17 protein-coding genes are annotated in these 16,663 nt (G+C 63.6%); 7 read left to right on the top strand and 10 right to left on the bottom strand.

Annotated features, from left to right (window positions below):
* Complete coding sequence (locus QEH68_RS03120; RefSeq protein WP_280626397.1) at nt 1–642, bottom strand: SipW-dependent-type signal peptide-containing protein; 642 nt, start codon at nt 640–642, stop codon at nt 1–3.
* Nucleotides 643–1,027: 385 nt separating this feature from the next.
* Between QEH68_RS03120 and QEH68_RS03115 the strand changes: the two genes are divergently transcribed.
* Nucleotides 1,028–1,660 carry a uracil-DNA glycosylase gene (locus QEH68_RS03115; protein WP_207596116.1) on the top strand — a complete coding sequence of 211 codons (633 nt, stop codon included), beginning with the start codon at nt 1,028–1,030 and terminating at the stop codon, nt 1,658–1,660.
* An 81-nt stretch (nt 1,661–1,741) separates the two neighbouring features.
* On the opposite strand, the gene QEH68_RS03110 is transcribed toward QEH68_RS03115, so the two are convergent.
* Complete coding sequence (locus QEH68_RS03110; protein ID WP_089593533.1) at nt 1,742–2,734, bottom strand: iron-siderophore ABC transporter substrate-binding protein; 993 nt, start codon at nt 2,732–2,734, stop codon at nt 1,742–1,744.
* A gap of 163 nt (nt 2,735–2,897) precedes the next feature.
* Here QEH68_RS03110 and QEH68_RS03105 point away from each other — a divergent pair, with 163 nt between their 5' ends.
* The 3 genes from QEH68_RS03105 to QEH68_RS03095 are packed head-to-tail and all read left to right on the top strand — an operon-like array spanning nt 2,898 to nt 5,850.
* Nucleotides 2,898–3,989 carry an iron chelate uptake ABC transporter family permease subunit gene (locus QEH68_RS03105; RefSeq protein ID WP_280627962.1) on the top strand — a complete coding sequence of 364 codons (1,092 nt, stop codon included), beginning with the start codon at nt 2,898–2,900 and terminating at the stop codon, nt 3,987–3,989.
* On the top strand, nt 3,986–5,032 hold the full coding sequence (gene fepG / locus QEH68_RS03100; RefSeq protein WP_207596115.1) for an iron-enterobactin ABC transporter permease: 1,047 nt from the start codon (nt 3,986–3,988) through the stop codon (nt 5,030–5,032). Before QEH68_RS03105 ends, fepG begins: the two co-directional genes overlap by 4 nt.
* Nucleotides 5,029–5,850, top strand: coding sequence for an ABC transporter ATP-binding protein (locus QEH68_RS03095; protein WP_207596114.1), 822 nt, complete (start codon nt 5,029–5,031; stop codon nt 5,848–5,850). The genes fepG and QEH68_RS03095 overlap by 4 nt, the downstream gene beginning before the upstream one ends.
* A gap of 79 nt (nt 5,851–5,929) precedes the next feature.
* Here the strand turns inward: QEH68_RS03095 and QEH68_RS03090 are convergent, their stop codons facing one another.
* Complete coding sequence (locus QEH68_RS03090; RefSeq protein WP_039239501.1) at nt 5,930–6,352, bottom strand: DUF3151 domain-containing protein; 423 nt, start codon at nt 6,350–6,352, stop codon at nt 5,930–5,932.
* Nucleotides 6,352–7,371, bottom strand: a complete 1,020-nt coding sequence (gene fbaA / locus QEH68_RS03085; RefSeq protein ID WP_207596113.1) for a class II fructose-bisphosphate aldolase — start codon at nt 7,369–7,371, stop codon at nt 6,352–6,354. Before fbaA ends, QEH68_RS03090 begins: the two co-directional genes overlap by 1 nt.
* 186 nt (nt 7,372–7,557) lie before the next feature.
* Between fbaA and QEH68_RS03080 the strand changes: the two genes are divergently transcribed.
* A complete protein-coding gene (locus tag QEH68_RS03080; protein ID WP_280626378.1) occupies nt 7,558–8,640 on the top strand; it encodes a hypothetical protein in 1,083 nt (360 codons plus the stop codon).
* Nucleotides 8,641–8,675: 35 nt separating this feature from the next.
* On the opposite strand, the gene QEH68_RS03075 is transcribed toward QEH68_RS03080, so the two are convergent.
* Together QEH68_RS03075 and QEH68_RS03070 are read right to left on the bottom strand one after the other, a co-directional pair.
* Nucleotides 8,676–9,362 carry a TrmH family RNA methyltransferase gene (locus QEH68_RS03075; RefSeq protein WP_280626376.1) on the bottom strand — a complete coding sequence of 229 codons (687 nt, stop codon included), beginning with the start codon at nt 9,360–9,362 and terminating at the stop codon, nt 8,676–8,678.
* Nucleotides 9,363–9,418: 56 nt separating this feature from the next.
* Nucleotides 9,419–10,531, bottom strand: a complete 1,113-nt coding sequence (locus tag QEH68_RS03070) for a hypothetical protein (RefSeq protein ID WP_280626374.1) — start codon at nt 10,529–10,531, stop codon at nt 9,419–9,421.
* Nucleotides 10,532–10,836: 305 nt separating this feature from the next.
* On the opposite strand from QEH68_RS03070, the gene QEH68_RS03065 reads away from it, so the two are divergent.
* Nucleotides 10,837–11,658: an HAD-IIA family hydrolase gene (locus QEH68_RS03065; RefSeq protein ID WP_035761154.1), complete on the top strand. Its 822-nt coding sequence runs from the start codon at nt 10,837–10,839 to the stop codon at nt 11,656–11,658.
* Between the two features lie 22 nt (nt 11,659–11,680).
* Nucleotides 11,681–12,415, top strand: coding sequence for a tyrosine-protein phosphatase (locus QEH68_RS03060; protein ID WP_280626372.1), 735 nt, complete (start codon nt 11,681–11,683; stop codon nt 12,413–12,415).
* Between the two features lie 30 nt (nt 12,416–12,445).
* Here QEH68_RS03060 and QEH68_RS03055 read toward each other — a convergent pair whose 3' ends face one another.
* The 4 genes from QEH68_RS03055 to mmsB form a co-directional block, all read right to left on the bottom strand.
* On the bottom strand, nt 12,446–13,570 hold the full coding sequence (locus QEH68_RS03055; protein ID WP_280626371.1) for an alpha/beta hydrolase: 1,125 nt from the start codon (nt 13,568–13,570) through the stop codon (nt 12,446–12,448).
* Between the two features lie 105 nt (nt 13,571–13,675).
* A complete protein-coding gene (gene pyrE, locus QEH68_RS03050; RefSeq protein ID WP_207596107.1) occupies nt 13,676–14,248 on the bottom strand; it encodes an orotate phosphoribosyltransferase in 573 nt (190 codons plus the stop codon).
* A 26-nt stretch (nt 14,249–14,274) separates the two neighbouring features.
* The gene (locus tag QEH68_RS03045; protein WP_280627961.1) at nt 14,275–15,261 is read right to left on the bottom strand and encodes a LacI family DNA-binding transcriptional regulator; all 987 of its coding nucleotides are present in this window, start codon (nt 15,259–15,261) and stop codon (nt 14,275–14,277) included.
* 116 nt (nt 15,262–15,377) lie between these two features.
* Nucleotides 15,378–16,661, bottom strand: coding sequence for a multiple monosaccharide ABC transporter permease (gene mmsB / locus QEH68_RS03040; RefSeq protein WP_207596106.1), 1,284 nt, complete (start codon nt 16,659–16,661; stop codon nt 15,378–15,380).
* Between the last annotated feature and the right edge of the window lie 2 nt (nt 16,662–16,663).

Raw genomic sequence — 16,663 nt, 5'->3', positions numbered from 1 at the left:
TTACTGCGATTGCGCGGCGAATTCCCAGGTGGTGGTCCCGGATTGGGATTGGACGAGGCCATCATCGGCAGTGATCCGGAAGCAGAGGTTCACGGCGTCGCCGTCGGCCGTGCCGGCTCCTTGCGTCAGCGCGAAAGTGACGCTGCCCGGCGTCGTGCCCAATGCCTGACCGGCTGCCACCAGCGTTCCCGTTACCGGTTCAGCGCACCCGAAATCGGTGGACTGCGTGAGCGAGTACGTCAGTCCGGTCAATGCTCCGGTGGATGCTTCCGTGGAAACAGTGACCGTGGCGTCGTTGGTTGTTGTGCCATCCAGCCTGACTGCGAAGGGTGCTGTGACCACATCGCCGGGCGCAAGGTTGGCTGGCGCGGCGGTGAAGCCAAGAGTTGCCGGGTCGGAAACGGGGTTTTCCCCGAAGGCGGTCCCGTCCGTGCTGCCCTCAAGGTTGAACGCACCGGCGGTGAAAGTTCCCTGGGCAAACTCGGAGTCATTCCACGCTGCCAAGGTGATGGCTGCGCCCACGCCCAGCACCAGCCCGCCGGCAAGAATGGCACGGATTTTAGGTGACTTTCCGGGCTTGGTGCCGCGATGATCCGGATCCGTCTCTGGTGATGATGCTGCTGCAACCACTATTACCCCCACGATTGATGTGATGCTGACGATCAAATGATCGGAGCCCGGAGGTGGAGGTCCCCGGCTGGTTCCCCCCAAAACCGATGGTTCCAACCGATCATCCCCGCGGAGCTATGTCAACGCTTTGACCTGCAGAAATAGTTATTGAATTTACTCACCCGCCACGAACTCCAGTTCTGCTTCGGTGAACGTGGGCCGCGGCCGTCGAGACGCTGGACACGTTTCCGGGCAACACGCCGCGTCGCATTTAAAGGGCGCGCCGAAGCGGGCCCCGTTCACCCCCATAGTCCGGTAAGGTTAGTTAGCCCCCAACAGCACCCTTTGAGGTTCGGCTGCGGCATGCCCGCGGCCCCTTGGAACGGTGCGCTGTAACACCTAGGAGACCTAACCCCTGATGCAAGAACTGGCGACTGAATCACCCGAAGAAATCCTCTGGAACCGCCGCTACGAACCGCACATCGCCGAGGTCAACGAGCTGTGCGACTCCATCAAGGTGCAGAAGCCGGGCAGCGAGGTCCTCTACATCGACCCCGCCCACAGCATGGATGACTGCCGCATCGTCAGCCTTTTCTCCAATCAGCGCACCACCACCGGCGAGGGTTTCATCAACCCGGGCGACGAAGAAGCCACCACCCGCATGCTTGGCATGCAGTGGCAGCTGGGCCTCCGTCCCGCGCTCATGATGCCGTGGAACGCCTACCCGTGGATCGAGCCCAATGAGGAACCGGGCAAGCTCACACCCGCCAACATCACCGAAGGCCTGAAACCGCTCCTGCGCCTCCTGCAGCTCCTGCCGCGCACCTCCGCCCTGGTGGCGCACGGCAATGAGGCACACCGCCTGGCCGACCAGCTCATGAAGGCCGCTCCGGCCAGCATCGCCCGCCGCGGCTTCAAGACCTTCAAGGTCCGTTCGCTGGGTGGCCGCTCCTTCGCCGGCACCCCGGCCCGCCAGCAGGAATACCTGGACGCCATCCACGGTGCTTACGCCGAGGCCATGGCACGTACGGGTATCCCCCGCAAGGCCTGATCACCAGCAGCAAACGACGGCGGCCCTCACCTTTCCGGTGAGGGCCGCCGTCGTCGTTGGGGTGCTTTTGTTGGGGCGGCGTTAGCCGACCAGCATGCTCCGGAGGTCCTTGAGGATCAGCTGCGCGCCGGTGGGGCCGAGGCCGAGGAACCAGACGTCGTCGCTGACAGCCTTGGCCTGGCCGGCTTTGACTGCGCCGAGCTTGGGCCAGACAGCGCCTTCAACCACGGACGTTTCACCGGTTGCTGCGGGATCGCCGTAGCTGCTGTAGAAGATCCAGTCGGCGTCGCCTTGCTCGATGTTCTCGGCCGAGATTTCGGCAGCGAGTTCGTCGATGTTCTGGTTCTCCGGGCGGGCCAGGCCGGCGTCCTTCAGGATGACACCGATCAGCGACTTGTTGGCGTAGAGGCGGATCTTGCCAGGGAGGAAGCGCACCAGGGAGATCTTGGGATCGCCCTTCACATCCGCTTTCAGGGCGTCAGCCTCGGCCTGGTAATCGTTGAGGGCCTTGACGGCCTTGTCTTCCTCGCCCAGGGATTTGCCCACCAGGAGGAAGTTTTCCTTCCAGGGGAAGCCGGGACGGATGCTGAAGACCGTGGGGGCGATGGTGGACAGCTGCTTGTACAGCTTGTCGGCGCGGAGCTGGCTGCCCAGGATGAGGTCCGGCTTCAGCGCCGCGATTGCTTCGAGGTTGAGGTCCTGGATGGTGCCTACCGAAGCCACGTCCTTGACCTTGTCAGCCAGGTAGGTGGGGACAGGGTTGGCGCCTTCAGTAGTGGCCATGCCCACCGGCGTGATGCCGAGGGTCACGACGTCGTCCAACTCGCCGGTGTCTAGGACCACCACGCGGGTGGGCTTCTTCTCCAGGGTGGTCTCACCGTTGGCGTGCTTCAGGGTGCGCGGGAAAACGCCGGGAGCGGCGTCGGTGCCCAACTTGGCTGTTTCCTGGTCCGCAGTGGTGAACTTGGAGCCGCCGGTGGCAACATCGGCGTTGCCGGCGGCCGAACCTGAGCCACCACTGGTGCCGCAGCCCGCAAGGAGGCCTGCCACCACAGCGACTCCGGCCATCTTCATAGCCAGCCTGCGCACTGCACTTCGGCGCACGCGGGAAGCCTTGTGCGGCTGTACTTCAAAATCGTCATTTTTCACTGGGTAAGGCTAACCTAATTAAGGCACACTTTCGTGACGTTGTGATGACAGTCACGAAATGGCCGTCTTACTGTTGCCCCTCTTCGAAATGGTCCCCTGCTGTGTTCCCACTGACGGCGCTATGTCCCCGGTAGCCGCTCCCGCCCTTCCGGCTGCAAGCGCAGTTGCCAGTTCCGGCGTCGTCGTCAAGTCCCGCTGGCGGATCCTCTTTCTGGCGTTCGCGGCGGCGGTCCTTCTCGGCGCCGCGATCCTGAGCCTCGGTGTGGGAGCCAAATTCATCCCAGCGTCCACCGTCCTTGACGCCTTCACCAACACCCAGGACTCAGCCGATCACGCGATCATCCTGCAGAACCGGCTGCCGCGAACGTTGATGGGCATCGCCGTCGGTGTTGCCCTGGGCGTGGCAGGCGCGCTCATCCAAGCGATCACGCGGAATCCTTTGGCCGATCCCGGCATCCTGGGCGTCAACGCTGGAGCGTCGTTTGCCATTGTCATTGCCATCGGCGTCTTCGGGATCGGATCCCTCAGCGGCTACATCTGGTTCGCGTTCATTGGAGCCATCCTGACAACCGCGGCCGTCTACCTGATCGGTACTTCCGGCAGGAACGTGGTGAACCCGATCCGCCTGACGTTGGCCGGCGTTGCTTTGGGCGCGGTCCTCACGGGGATCGGCTCTGGACTCACGCTCCTGAACCCCAAGGCGTTTGACCACCTGCGCTCTTGGAGCATTGGCTCACTGGACACCCGGAGCATGGAGTCGGTGATGACTGTTGCGCCGTTCATGGGTGCCGGACTGCTGATCGCACTGTTTTGCGTCCGCGGCCTCAACGCCGTGGCGTTGGGCGACGACCTTGCTACCTCCCTCGGCGCCAACGTCAACCGCACCCGGATCATGGGCGTCGTGGCCATCACCCTCCTCAGCGGCGCGGCAACTGCCGGTGCCGGTGCCATCGGCTTCGTGGGCCTCATGATTCCACACGTTGCCCGGTGGATCGTCGGCCCTGACCAGCGATGGATCCTGGCAACCACAGTGCTGCTCTCCCCTATCCTGCTCTTGGTGTCAGACGTGGTGGGCCGGATCGCCGCTCCCGGGGAACTCCAGGTTGGTGTGGTGACCGCATTCATCGGGGCGCCGGTGCTGATCGCGTTGGCGCGGCGCCGGAAGGTGAGTGGGCTATGACGCGCCTGGATGTTGGCCGGCCCGTTGTCCTGCTTCGCAACCGTTCGCTGAGCCTCCGGTTCGATGTCCGCAGCATCCTTGTCTGCATCCCGTTGATCCTCGCCGCCCTGGCTGTTGCCGTGATCAGCTTGGCCACCGGCGACTACGACGTTTCAGTACAACAGGTCCTGCAAGCCTTCACCGGTGATGCCCCCGGGCTGGCCCAAACCATCGTCATGGAATGGCGGCTCCCCCGGGTACTCGCGGCGCTGGTGTTCGGTGCCGCACTTGGCATGAGCGGTGGCATCTTCCAATCCATGACCCGGAATCCCTTGGGCAGCCCGGACATCATCGGCTTCAATACGGGCGCCTACACCGGTGCGCTCATCGTCATGCTGACCCTTGGCGGGGGCTATCTTGGCATTGCCGCAGGAGCGCTCGTTGGCGGTATCCTCACCGCGTTGGCCGTCTACTTGCTGGCCTACCGGCGCGGCTCCCAAGGATTCCGGCTCATCATCGTGGGCATCGGCATCAGCGCGATGCTCGCCGCGTTCAACCACTGGCTGATCCTGCAGGCGGAACTTGAGGCCGCTTTGGCGGCAGCCGTCTGGGGAGCCGGGTCCCTCAACGGCATCACGTGGGAGCAAGCGGCGCCTGCCGCCGTCGTGGTTGTTGTGGTTGGTTTGGCTACGCTGGCGGCCGCGCGCCGGATGCAGCTTCTGGAAATGGGCGACGACGCCGCGCGCGCCTTGGGCGTCCGGGCGGAACCCACCCGTTTGCTGTTGCTGATCCTGGGTGTGGCGTTGACTGCAGCCGTCACGGCGGTTGCCGGTCCCATCGCGTTCGTCGCCTTGGCCGCACCGCAGCTCGCCCGGCGTCTTACCCGCAGCGCCGGGATCACGCTGGTGCCTTCGGCCGCGATGGGGGCCTTCCTCCTGGTGGCCAGCGACCTCGCGGCCCAGCGTTTGTTCGCCCCGATCCAGTTGCCTGTGGGCGTGGTGACGGTGTGCATCGGCGGTATCTACCTCGTCTGGCTCCTGGCCAGGGAAGCAAGGAAATCATGAGCCTCACTACGGCCGCGCCACAGCTCCATGCCGAAGCACTGACCATCGGCTACGAGCAACGCATCATCTCCGAGAACCTCAATGTGCGCATTCCCGAGGGACAGTTCACGGTGATCGTGGGGCCCAACGCCTGCGGTAAATCCACGCTGCTGCGCGCACTCGCCCGGCTCATCAAGCCCCGCAGTGGACAGGTGCTGCTGGACGGAAAATCCGTGACGTCCCTGCCTGCGAAAGAACTGGCACGCCGCCTCGGGCTCCTGCCCCAGTCCTCCATCGCCCCCGACGGCATCACCGTGGCGGACCTTGTAGCCCGCGGCCGATACCCGCACCAGAAGCTGCTCCGCCAATGGTCAGTGACGGATGAAACGGCTGTGGTTGAAGCGATGGAGGCCACCGGCGTCGCTTCCTTGTCCGGCCGGCTGGTGGACGAACTGTCCGGCGGCCAGCGGCAGCGCGTGTGGGTAGCCATGGTCCTCGCCCAGCAGACACCGCTGATGCTCCTGGACGAGCCCACGACGTTCCTCGATATCGCGCACCAGATCGAGCTGTTGGAGCTGTTCCGCGAGCTCAACCTGGACAAGGGCCACACGCTGGTTGCCGTGCTGCACGACCTCAACCATGCCAGCCGCTACGCAGACCACATCATCGCCATGAAGGACGGCGTGGTGGTGGCCGAGGGCGCACCCGCTGCAGTAATCACCGAGTCCTTGGTGGAGGAAGTGTTCGGCATGGCGTGCCGGATCATCGATGACCCCGTGACCCACACGCCGCTGGTGGTCCCGCTGGGACGGCCACGCCACTCTGCGGTCACGGACTAACGCTGTTCGACCAACGCTGTTAACGACGACGGCGACCCTCGCCTTTTGGTGAGGGTCGCCGTCGTTGTTTGCTTGGGTCCTAACGGGCTTCGAGCGCAGCCTTGGCTTTCGGGTCCGAATCGTTCAGGAACTTCTCGATCCGCTCCGGCTCTTCAGCCTCGCCGATCGCCGACGCCGCACGGCCCAGTGCGTAGAGAGCACGCAGGAAGCCCTGGTTGGGCTCGTGCTCCCACGGGATGGGTCCGACGCCGCGCCAACCGTTTCGGCGCAGCGAATCCAGGCCGCGGTGGTAGCCAACACGGGCGTAGGCGTAAGACTCGATGGTCCGGCCTTCAGCCCAGGCTTCCTCCGCGAGGATGGCCCACAGGAGGGACGACGTGGGGTTCTGCGCTACGAGGTCCAGTGCTTCCTTGCCGAGTGCAAGGTGCTGGTAGATCTCGTTTTCGGCGGGCAGGAGCGTAGGCTCCGGCCCCATCAGGTTCTTTCGGAATTCGTCGGACATTAGAAGGTCTTGCCCACCGATCCGAGCTGCTGCGCAGCTTCGACGATGCGCGCGGCCATGCCGGCTTCTGCCGAAGCGCCCCAGACACGGGGGTCGTAGGTCTTCTTGTTGCCCATTTCGCCGTCGACCTTCAGGACGCCGTCGTAGTTGGAGAACATGTGGCCGGCCACCGGGCGGGTGAACGCGTACTGGGTGTCGGTGTCGATGTTCATCTTGATCACACCGTAGGAAACGGCGTCAGCGATTTCCTGTTCCGTGGAGCCCGAACCGCCGTGGAAGACGAGGTCGAACGGGTTTTCCTTGCCGATCTTCGCGCCGACCTCGGCCTGGATCTGCTTGAGCAGTTCAGGGCGGAGCTTGACGTTGCCCGGCTTGTAGACGCCGTGCACGTTGCCGAAAGTCAGGGCGGTGAGGTAGCGGCCGTTTTCGCCGGCACCGAGGGCCTCGATGGTTGCGAGGGCGTCTTCGGTGGTGGTGTAGAGCTTCTCGTTGATTTCGTTCTCAACGCCGTCTTCTTCGCCACCAACCGTGCCGATTTCAACCTCGAGGATGATCTTCGCAGCAGCAGCGCGTTCCAGCAGTTCACGGCCGATGCGCAGGTTCTCGTCGAGGGCTTCGTGCGAGCCGTCCCACATGTGCGAGTTGAAGATCGGGTCCTTGCCGGCCTTGACGGCTTCCTCGGAAGCAGCCAGCAACGGCAGGACGAAGTCCGCCAGCTTGTCCTGCGGGCAGTGGTCCGTGTGCAGGGCGATGTTGACGTTGTAGTTCTTGGCAACTTCGCGGGCGAACGCTGCGAAGCCGAGGGAACCGGCAACCATGTCCTTGACCGAGGCACCGGACCAGTAGGCTGCGCCACCGGTGGAAACCTGGATGATGCCGTCAGATTCGGCCTCGGCGAAACCGCGGATCGCAGCGTTCAGAGTCTGCGACGACGTCACGTTGACCGCGGGGAAAGCGAATCCGCCTGCCTTTGCGCGGTCGATCATCTCGGAGTAAATCTCTGGGGTTGCAATGGGCATGGTGACTCCTATGCTGATTCGTCTGTGGGTTGGTAACCCTGGAGTAGACCGCTTACGGCTAGCACCCATCCTAGCGATATCCGCCGTGCCGCCGTGTTTCGGGTCACTGGAGCTCTTAACACTTCCGCCGGGTTGAGACTCCCCCTGCCACCCCCGATTCATCTAAACGGTGGATATACTGCGGGAATGGAGATCCCCCCGAGTGCAAACAACCAGCCCCACTTGACGCCATACCTGCAGCAGCAGGGCGGTACTTTTCCCGAAGGGCAACCCAGACGGAACCGGAAGCTGATTATTGCCATCGCAGCGGGCGCAGCGGTAGTCCTCACCGCTGCCACCGCTGGTGTGGTTCTCCTGGTTTCATCGTTGTCACCGGCGCAGGACGTCAGCGCAACAGCTGAAACATACTTCCAGGCCCTGATCGACGGGGACGGCGAGAAAGCCCTGAGCGTATCCGACCCTGGCGTCCCCGAAAATGAAAAGGCTCTCCTCCAGAGCAACGTGTACAAAAATGCAGGGCAGCACATTGACGGTTACCGGATCATGGACGCAAGGTCGGATTTTGTCACTGCCGAAGTCACCCAGAACGGCCGCAAGCAGGAAATCATTCTGAGGATGACCAAGTCACCTGAAGGCGAGTGGAAGGTTGGGGCTAAAAACTTCCAAAAGATCCGGCTCAGTTCCACCCGTCCCGTGGAGTCGTTCACCGTGAACGGCGTCGACGTTGCCGCTCCTGGCGCCGGAACCGGGGCGAGGGATTCCCAACTGCTGATGCCGGCCTTCCCCGGCGAGTACACCCTGGGCATTTCCGGAGACAAGTACGCAACGGCCGAAGAGCAGAAGGCCTTGGTCAGCATTGACCGGGCGATTTCCAAGACCACCGAACGTTTGACGGTGATACCCAGCCAACTGCTTCTGGATGAGACCCGGACGCTTCTTGAGAACAAACGAAGTGAATGTACTGCCACCACTCCGGTCAATGCATCCGAAGCGTCACGTCGTGGTTGTTCCGGGTTCGCGCTCTACGAATACCGCCCTACCCGCAATCTGAAATGGACCATAGAGAAGGAGCCCACCTTCACTCTCCTTCGCAGCGAGGACGGTTGGATCATCCAGTCGGAGGAAGCGGGCAAGGCTTCCGTGAGCTACGAGGTCAACAGCGGCCGTGACGACGCCCCGCAATGGGAACCAAAGGTTGAGCTTGTAACACCCAGGGCCTCTGGTGAGATCCAGATCGTGGACGGAAAAGCCACCCTGAAAGATCGGTAGACGGGCATCGGCGGGGGCTGATACTTGAGGCTTGCCTAGCTGACAGGTTGCTGGAACACGTGTCGGCGGACCCACGCGTGCATGGCGATGGCCGCGGCTGAGGCCGCGTTCATGGACCGGGTGGAGCCGAACTGCTCAATGGACAGCGTGGCGACGGCGGAATCGTGCACCTCGGGCGACAGGCCGGGACCTTCCTGCCCGAACACCAATACACAGTTTTTCGGGAGGTCGTACGTCTCCAGGGGCACGGAATCCGGGAAGATATCGATGCCGATCACCGCAAGCCCCTCGCCCTCCGCCCACTGGACAAATTCCTCAACGGTGGGGTGGTGGCGCACGTGCTGGTAGCGGTCGGTGACCATGGCCCCGCGACGGTTCCACCGCCGTCGTCCTATGATGTGGACCTCTTTGGCGAGGAACGCGTTGGCGGTCCGCACCACGGTGCCGATGTTGAGGTCGTGCTGCCAATTCTCGATGGCGATGTGGAAGTCGTGACGCTTGGAATCGAGATCCGCCACGATTGCCTCGTGCTTCCAGTACCTGTACTGGTCCACCACGTTGCGGCGGTCACCATCCCTCAACAGGTCCGGATCCCAATGGTCACCCGCCGGCAGCTCGCCTTCCCAAGGCCCGACGCCGACCTCGGGTTTCGCTTCTGCCTCGCCCTCCGGCGTGGTTTCGGCAGGGGTGGGCAGGGCTGTGTTGGGGGGAAGGTCAGTCACCCCTCAACTTTAGCCCTGCCCCGTCGCCCGCCTGGGCGGGCTGGGTCGAGCGGCTCTTAGCCCATCTTCCACTTGTTGATGCGGTAGGAGTTGGCCAACTGCTCAAAGAGTCCCGGATGCGCATCCCAGTACGTCTTGTGACCACTGACGCCGAGCATCTGCGGCGTGCCCCAGGGGGTTACGGAGAACAAGTTCACGGCCTGGATGGCTTCGCCACGGGCATTGGTGCACGTAAAGCCGATGACTACTGCGGCACCACGGCGGAACTCACGGATTTCCGGCATGGACGTCTTGAAGTCGGAGGTGCACTTGTGGCCCACCAGGTTCTGGGGCAGCTCCGTGGCGGTCATGCCCTTGTATCGGGCTTCGATGTCCTGGATGGCCTTCTTGACCTCTTCCGGATCCTTGCCGAACTTGCCTTCCCCGGACTCTGCGAAGAACGCGTAGGCCAGCGCAATGCCTTCGCCGTCGGCTTCTACCGTGCCTTGGGCCTTCTTTTGGATCTCTTCGCCAGTGGTGGGGTCCTTGGTGATGCCGAACGACTCGTCTTGGGTCCACTCGGCCAAGTACTGGAAGGAGGACTCGCCTGTCACCCACTTGCTGAACAGCGGATCGCCGTCCGCCGGAACGTTGCTGGGTCCGGCAAGCTCTTCCCACACGGCCGGCAGCGGGATGGCGCCGGCAGGGATATCACTCGACGCCGATGCGTCGCCCGAGGGTTCAGCAGACGGCTCGGACGCTGCCTCCGAAGCTTCGTCCGAGGATGTTACCGACGGCGCCGGGGTCTCCACTGCGGTGGGCTTGGTCATCGACGGGATCAGCCAGGTGAACGCCACCACCAGCGCAATGATCACGACGACGGCGACACCACCGAGGATGAGGAACAGCGACTTCTTGTTGTGGTCGCCCGGGTTCTGGCCGGGCCCTCCGGGTCCTCCGGGTCCTCCGGGTCCGTCCGGGTAGCCAGGCTGGCCCGGGTATGCGGCACCCGGCGGCGGGAAGCCTGGCTGGCCCTGCTGGGCCTCCTGACGCTGCGCCTCCGGCTGGTACATGGGCTGGGTCTGCCCCGGTTGGTACTGGCCGTACTGCCCCTGCCCGGTGTCATAGCGCGGCTGCGGCACGCCGTCGGGGTTGTAGGGAGGCTGAGGGGCTCCATTGTTGTTGCTCATGGCAGGACCTTTCGAAGGCAGTGAGTCACCGGGATGCTTCTGGGGACAACCCGATGGATAAACCGGAAGAGGGGACCTGCTGAAGCGTGGGCGACGCATAAAAACCACCATGTCGATCCCCCGACCCATGGTGGTGGCACGCCTGCGCCGCCCCCAGCGTAGTCGAGTCCGAGGCGTCCACCGCAAGTCACAGCGGATATCCACATGGGCAGAACTACCCACATAAGCGTGACCACAGGATGTTAGGGCCGCAGATTGATGAAAGACTGGTGGCAGTGCATGAACAATCCCAGCCGGAGGCAAATATGGCAGAAGAAACCACGTCCACATCGGTTTATCGAAACGGCCACGAAATTGAATGCTGGCTTACGGACATGGACGGAGTCCTGGTCCATGAAAACCAGGCGATCCCCGGCGCAGCTGAACTCATCCAGCGCTGGGTAGATACCTCCAAGCGCTTCCTGGTCCTGACCAACAACTCCATTTTCACCCCCCGCGACCTCGCAGCCCGCCTGCGCGCGTCCGGCCTGGAGGTTCCGGAGGAGAACATCTGGACGTCTGCCCTGGCCACCGCCCAGTTCCTCAAGGATCAGGTCCAGTCCTCGGATTCGGGCAACCGCGCCTACACCATCGGCGAAGCCGGGCTGACAACGGCCTTGCACGAGGCCGGGTTCATCCTCACCGATACCGATCCCGACTTTGTGGTCCTTGGCGAAACCCGCACTTACTCCTTTGAAGCGATCACCATGGCCGTCCGCCACATCCTGGCCGGCGCCCGCTTCATCGCCACCAACCCGGATGCCACTGGTCCTTCCAAGGACGGGCCCATGCCGGCAACCGGTGCTATCGCGGCCATGATCACCAAGGCCACCGGTCGCGAGCCCTACATTGTGGGCAAGCCGAACCCCATGATGTTCCGTTCAGCCATGAACCAGATCGACGCCCACTCCGAGACTACGGCCATGATCGGTGACCGCATGGACACGGACATCGTGGCGGGCATGGAAGCCGGCCTGCACACAGTCCTGGTGCTCAGCGGCATCACGCAGCGCGAGGAGATCGTTTCCTTCCCGTTCCGTCCCAATCAGATCCTGAACTCCGTGGCCGACCTCAAGAGCCAGATCTAAAAAGGACAAAAAGGACCGAACCATGGCTGTGCTCAATCTGCGTCCTCTGGCCGGTGGCCGGATTCTCAGGGGGAGCCAGCCGTTCGGTTTGGATGCCGCTGCGACGTCGGGGTTCCTGGCGGAGCACGGCATCCAGGCGATCGTGGACCTGCGCAGTGAGCTTGAGCGTTCCCTGGTTCCGTGGCTGATCCCTGGCCACGAAGCCGTTCAAAACGACAAAGTTCACGACGACGGTACCCGGCCTGCCGCCGTCGCCCCGCCCGTCGTCGAACTCGTGAACAACCCGCTGGACCCGAACGCAATCGCCGGCTCGCTCCATGCGGTGGAGACAGCGGAGGATCTGGGCGAGCTGTACCTCGGCTGGATCAAGATGCGTCCGGAGTGGGTCGCTGATGCGCTGCGGCCCGTTGCGCGCGGCAAGCGCACGCTGGTCCATTGCTCGCTGGGCAAGGACCGCACGGGGGTGGTGTCGGCGATCGCACTCCTGGCCGGTGGCGGATCAGAGAATGCCGTGGTGGAGGATTACACCACCACCACCCTCAGCCTTCCCACCATGCTGGAAGTCATGGCTGAAACGTGGCGACTGCATGTCCCCTCCACTCCTGCGGCCTATTTCAGCCCGGAACTGATGGTCCTGCAGAGCCCTGAAGCAGCGATGCGGCATTTCCTCGCTGCCTTCGCGGAGGAGTTCGGCGATGCGCGGAGCTTCCTTCGCGAGGCAGGCCTTACCGCCGTCGAGGTTGAAGCGCTGCGTTAATCGTGGGGCCTATGGTAGCCCGGTCAGCACCTAGGCCGGGCGGATGACCCTGCCATTCGGTTCCTGGTACGACGGCTCCTCAGGCTGGGGCGGGAGCGGCTGGAGTTCGTCCTGGACCCGTTCCAGCAGCGGGCGGTAGATGTTCCCGTTCCATTGCGGGCTGGCGTGGGCGGGCCGTGCGCCTTCCGTGCTGAGCGTGGGCAACGCCATATTGTTGCCGAAGACCTTGCTCCACCCCGCACGCGCCGACTCGTAATCCACGGTGCCGTCCTTGGCGTTGCCCAAAAAGGCCATCTTGGCGCCACCGATCTTTCCGGCCAGGCGGAGTCCGTCAAAGTGGTAAATGTACGCCGACTCCGTCTGGATGAGCACGCTGGAAGGAGCGATTGGCGAGAGCTGTTCGAGGCTTTGGTCGAGGATTTGCCGCCACGTGCGCTCGTCCTTGTGCGCCACGCGCTCCCCCAGCTCATAGCCGCCTCGGAGGACCGACGGAATGCGGAAGCCATTCTCGTACAGGAACACGACGCCGTCGAACCAGCTCTGGTCCAGGACGTCGGCGCGGCTGAACGGGCTCGAATCCAGGACAATCAGCTGCGTTTCCACCCCGTGCAGTTCCAAGAGGCGGGCGGCCACCTGGGTGGCGAGCATCCCGCCGAAACTGTGGCCGTAGAAGTAGAGCTTCTCCAGTTCCAGTTCGCGGACGTGCAGGATGATTTCCCGGACGATCTCGTCCACGTCCAGTCCCAGGTTGGAATATCCGACGGCGGCAAGGCGGCCGCGCTGGTGCAGGGCAGGACGCAGTGAGTTGAGGATCCACTGGGCTTCTTCCCAGCTGGTTTTGTACCCGGGGAACAGGATCCAGCTGGCTTTGGGGAAGTACAAGTCCGAGTACGGATCAGGAACCCGGAGGATCTTGGTAGCCCGCCGTTCAGCCTGGACACGGCGGGTGAAAAGCATGTCCCCGGCCAGCGCCGCGGAGGCTCCGGCGGTGATGAGGAAGTTCCGACGGGACGTCTTCTTGAGGCGGGCAGCGTAAGGCAGGATCCGGGCCCATGCGCCCGGATCCTCTGCCTTCTCCGGTTCAGGAGAAGCCGGCACGGCGAGGTTTTGGTCCACCTCCGCCGGTGCCGGGAGCTTCCCTACTTGAACGTCCACGCAGCAAGCATAGGCTTCGGAAGGTGGTACCTCACAGCCCCATGGTTTGTGTGCAGCTGATGCCCTTAAGATGCGCCTTTACGGTCAACGGCTGTACAAAACTCCTTAGCTGAGGCCCAGCTCGTCCTTGCCGAAAGCGAAGAGGTACGGCACGCCGGTTTCGGCTTCGATCTTCTCTTTCGCGCCGGTGTCGCGGTCGACGATCACGGCGACGGCCACCACATTGCCGCCCGCTTTACGGACGCCTTCGACGGCGGTCAGCGCGGACCCGCCGGTGGTGGACGTATCCTCGAGGACCACCACGTTGCGGCCCTCAACGGAGGGACCTTCCACCTGGCGGCCCATGCCGTAGGACTTCTGGGCCTTGCGGACCACGAAGGCGTCCACGGCACGGCCGGCGTCGGCAGCGGCGTGCATCACAGCGGTTCCGACGGGGTCGGCACCCATGGTGAGTCCGCCCGCGCACTCAACTGAAACGCCGGCGTCGTCGATCATTGCCAACATGACCTGGCCCACCAGCTTGGAGGCCTCGTGGTGCAGGGTGATGCGGCGGAGGTCGATGTAGTAGTCCGCTTCCTTGCCGCTGGAGAGGATCACCTTGCCGCGGACCACCGCCAGTTCCTTGATGAGTTCAAGAAGGCGGGCGCGGGCAGCAGCAGTATCAAGCGTGGAGGTCATGGCTCCTAGTTTAGTAGGAGTGACGTTCAGCGAGGCGCAGGGGCGGCCGTGGTGGAGCGGATCACCAAGCGGGGCTTGACCATTTGTTCACCGCTTGCCTGCTCTCCATCCAACTGTTGAAGCACTGCCTCCATGCAGCGGCGGCCGAGTTCCTCGAAGTCCTGCTTGATGGAGGTCAGGGGAGGCATGAAGAATTCAGCTTCCGGTTGATCGTCATAGCCCACCACGCTGATGTCGCCGGGCACATGGCGTCCCGCTTCCTGGACGGCGCGGAGGACGCCCACGGCCATCTGGTCGTTGGCGACGAAGACCGCGGTGATGCTCCTGTGCTGAAGGAGATCGAGGCCGGCACGGTAACCCGAGGCGGCATCCCACCCACCTTCAAGGAGGACCTCAGCTCCCAGCCCTGCAGCACCGAGCGCTTCCTGCCAGCCTTTGATGCGCTCCGCAGCGTCGATCCAGTGCGGGGGGCCGGAGATGTGGGCAATACTGCGATGCCCCAGATCGATCAGGTGGTCGACGGCAAGGCGGGCTCCCAGCCGTTGGTCGAGGGAGGCGCCCGTCAGTTGGTTACCGGCTCCAGCGCCTACGGCAACGATCGGCACGGGTACTGAAACGTCACGCAGGACGGCCAGGACATCGGGGTGCGGAACCAGGATGACAATGCCGTCCACGGACTGGTTGCGGAAATGCGCAATGGCATCGTTGATGCTTTCGCCGGTGACTTCGCGAAGATTCGCAATGCTGACGAAGTACCCGGCTTCCCTGCCCGCCTGCTCCACCCCGAGGAGCGTGTTCGCCGGACCAAACTGGCCCGTTTCGCACGCAAGTACCCCGATGGTCCGGGACCTCCGGGTCACCAGGCTGCGGGCTGCTGTGTTCCGCCTGTACCCAAGGTGCGCGATGGCCGATTCCACGCGTTCCCTGGTTTTTCCGCTGACGTTGGGATGGTTGTTCAGGACACGGGAAACGGTTTGGTGCGAGACCCCGGCCATCTTCGCGACGTCGCCCATGACGGGAGGCCGGGCCGGCAGCGCGGGCGGGTCCAGCGGGGCGGGCGGCCCCGGCGGGGCCCCGGGCTGCGCCCGGGACCCCGCTGCAGGCGGATGTTCGCCGCGTGACATGGTTCCTACTTTGCGTCGACGCCTACGGGCTGCGCTTTGGCGGCAGGGGCCGCCTCGGTTGCCGGAGGCGTGGTCTTCCACTTGAAGCGACGGCCCATGGAGGACCCTCCACCGGCACCTGTCCGGTTCTTGTTGAAGATGTCGAAGCCAACGGCGAGCAGGAGCACCAAGCCCTTGATGAGCTGCTGGTAATCGGTACCCAGGCCAAGGATGGACATGCCGTTGTTCAGGACGCCCATGATCAGGCCACCGATCATGGCACCGGCTACCGTGCCGATGCCGCCCTGGACCGCTGCGCCACCAATAAAAGCGGCAGCAATGGAGTCGAGTTCGAAGCCGGTACCACCGGCAGGCTGTGCCGAGTTCAGGCGGGCCGTGAACACCAGCCCGGCCAACGCGGCCAAAACACCCATATTGACGAACAGGCGGAAGGTGACTTTCTTGGTCTTGATGCCCGAAAGCTCGGCCGCGTGGAGGTTGCCACCGATCGCGTACGTGTGGCGGCCGAAAATGCTGTTGTTCATCAGTGCCGAGTAGACGATCACCAGGACAGCCAGGACGATCAGGACAATCGGGGTTCCGCGGTAGCTGGCCAGCAGGAACGTGATGATGAGCATCAGCACTGCGATGAAGCCGTTCTTGACGGCGAACCAGGCCATCGGCTCATTCTCCAGGTTGAACTTGCGGCGTACCCGGCGTTCCTTCAATGCCTGGAAGAGGATGGCTGCCGTGCCGCCGACGCCAAGGATGACCGTCAACCATTCCAGGACGGAGGTACCCCCCGAGATGTCCGGCAGGAAGCCGCCACCCAGTGCGCGGAGCTCGCTCGGGAAGGGGGTGATCTGCTGGTTCTTGAGGGTGATGAGGGTCAGTCCACGGAAGATGAGCATGCCGGCCAGGGTGACGATGAAGGCTGGAATGCCCACATAGGCAATCCAGTAGCCTTGCCACGCTCCCACCAACGCGCCAACCAGGAGGCAGGCCGGGATGGCGAGCCACCACGCCCAGCCCCAGTGCACGATCATCACACCGGCCACAGCGCCGATGAAGCCTGCGATGGACCCGACGGAAAGGTCAATGTGTCCGGCAATAATGACCATCACCATGCCGATGGCCAGGATCAGGATGTAGCTGTTCTGGACCACCAGGTTGGTGACGTTCTGCGGCTGCAGGAGGATGCCGTCGGTCAGGACCTGGAAAAGGATGACGATCAGGATCAGGGCGACGAAGATGCCAACCTGGCGGAGGCGGCTTGTGAGGAAGCCAAGGGATTCTCGTAGGGCGGACATGT

Origin of the sequence: Paenarthrobacter sp. OM7 (genome assembly GCF_029873575.1) — a bacterium.
Classification (GTDB): domain Bacteria; phylum Actinomycetota; class Actinomycetes; order Actinomycetales; family Micrococcaceae; genus Arthrobacter.
Note: the sequence above shows the minus strand (reverse complement) of the source record. Positions and strands in the feature narration are given on the sequence as shown.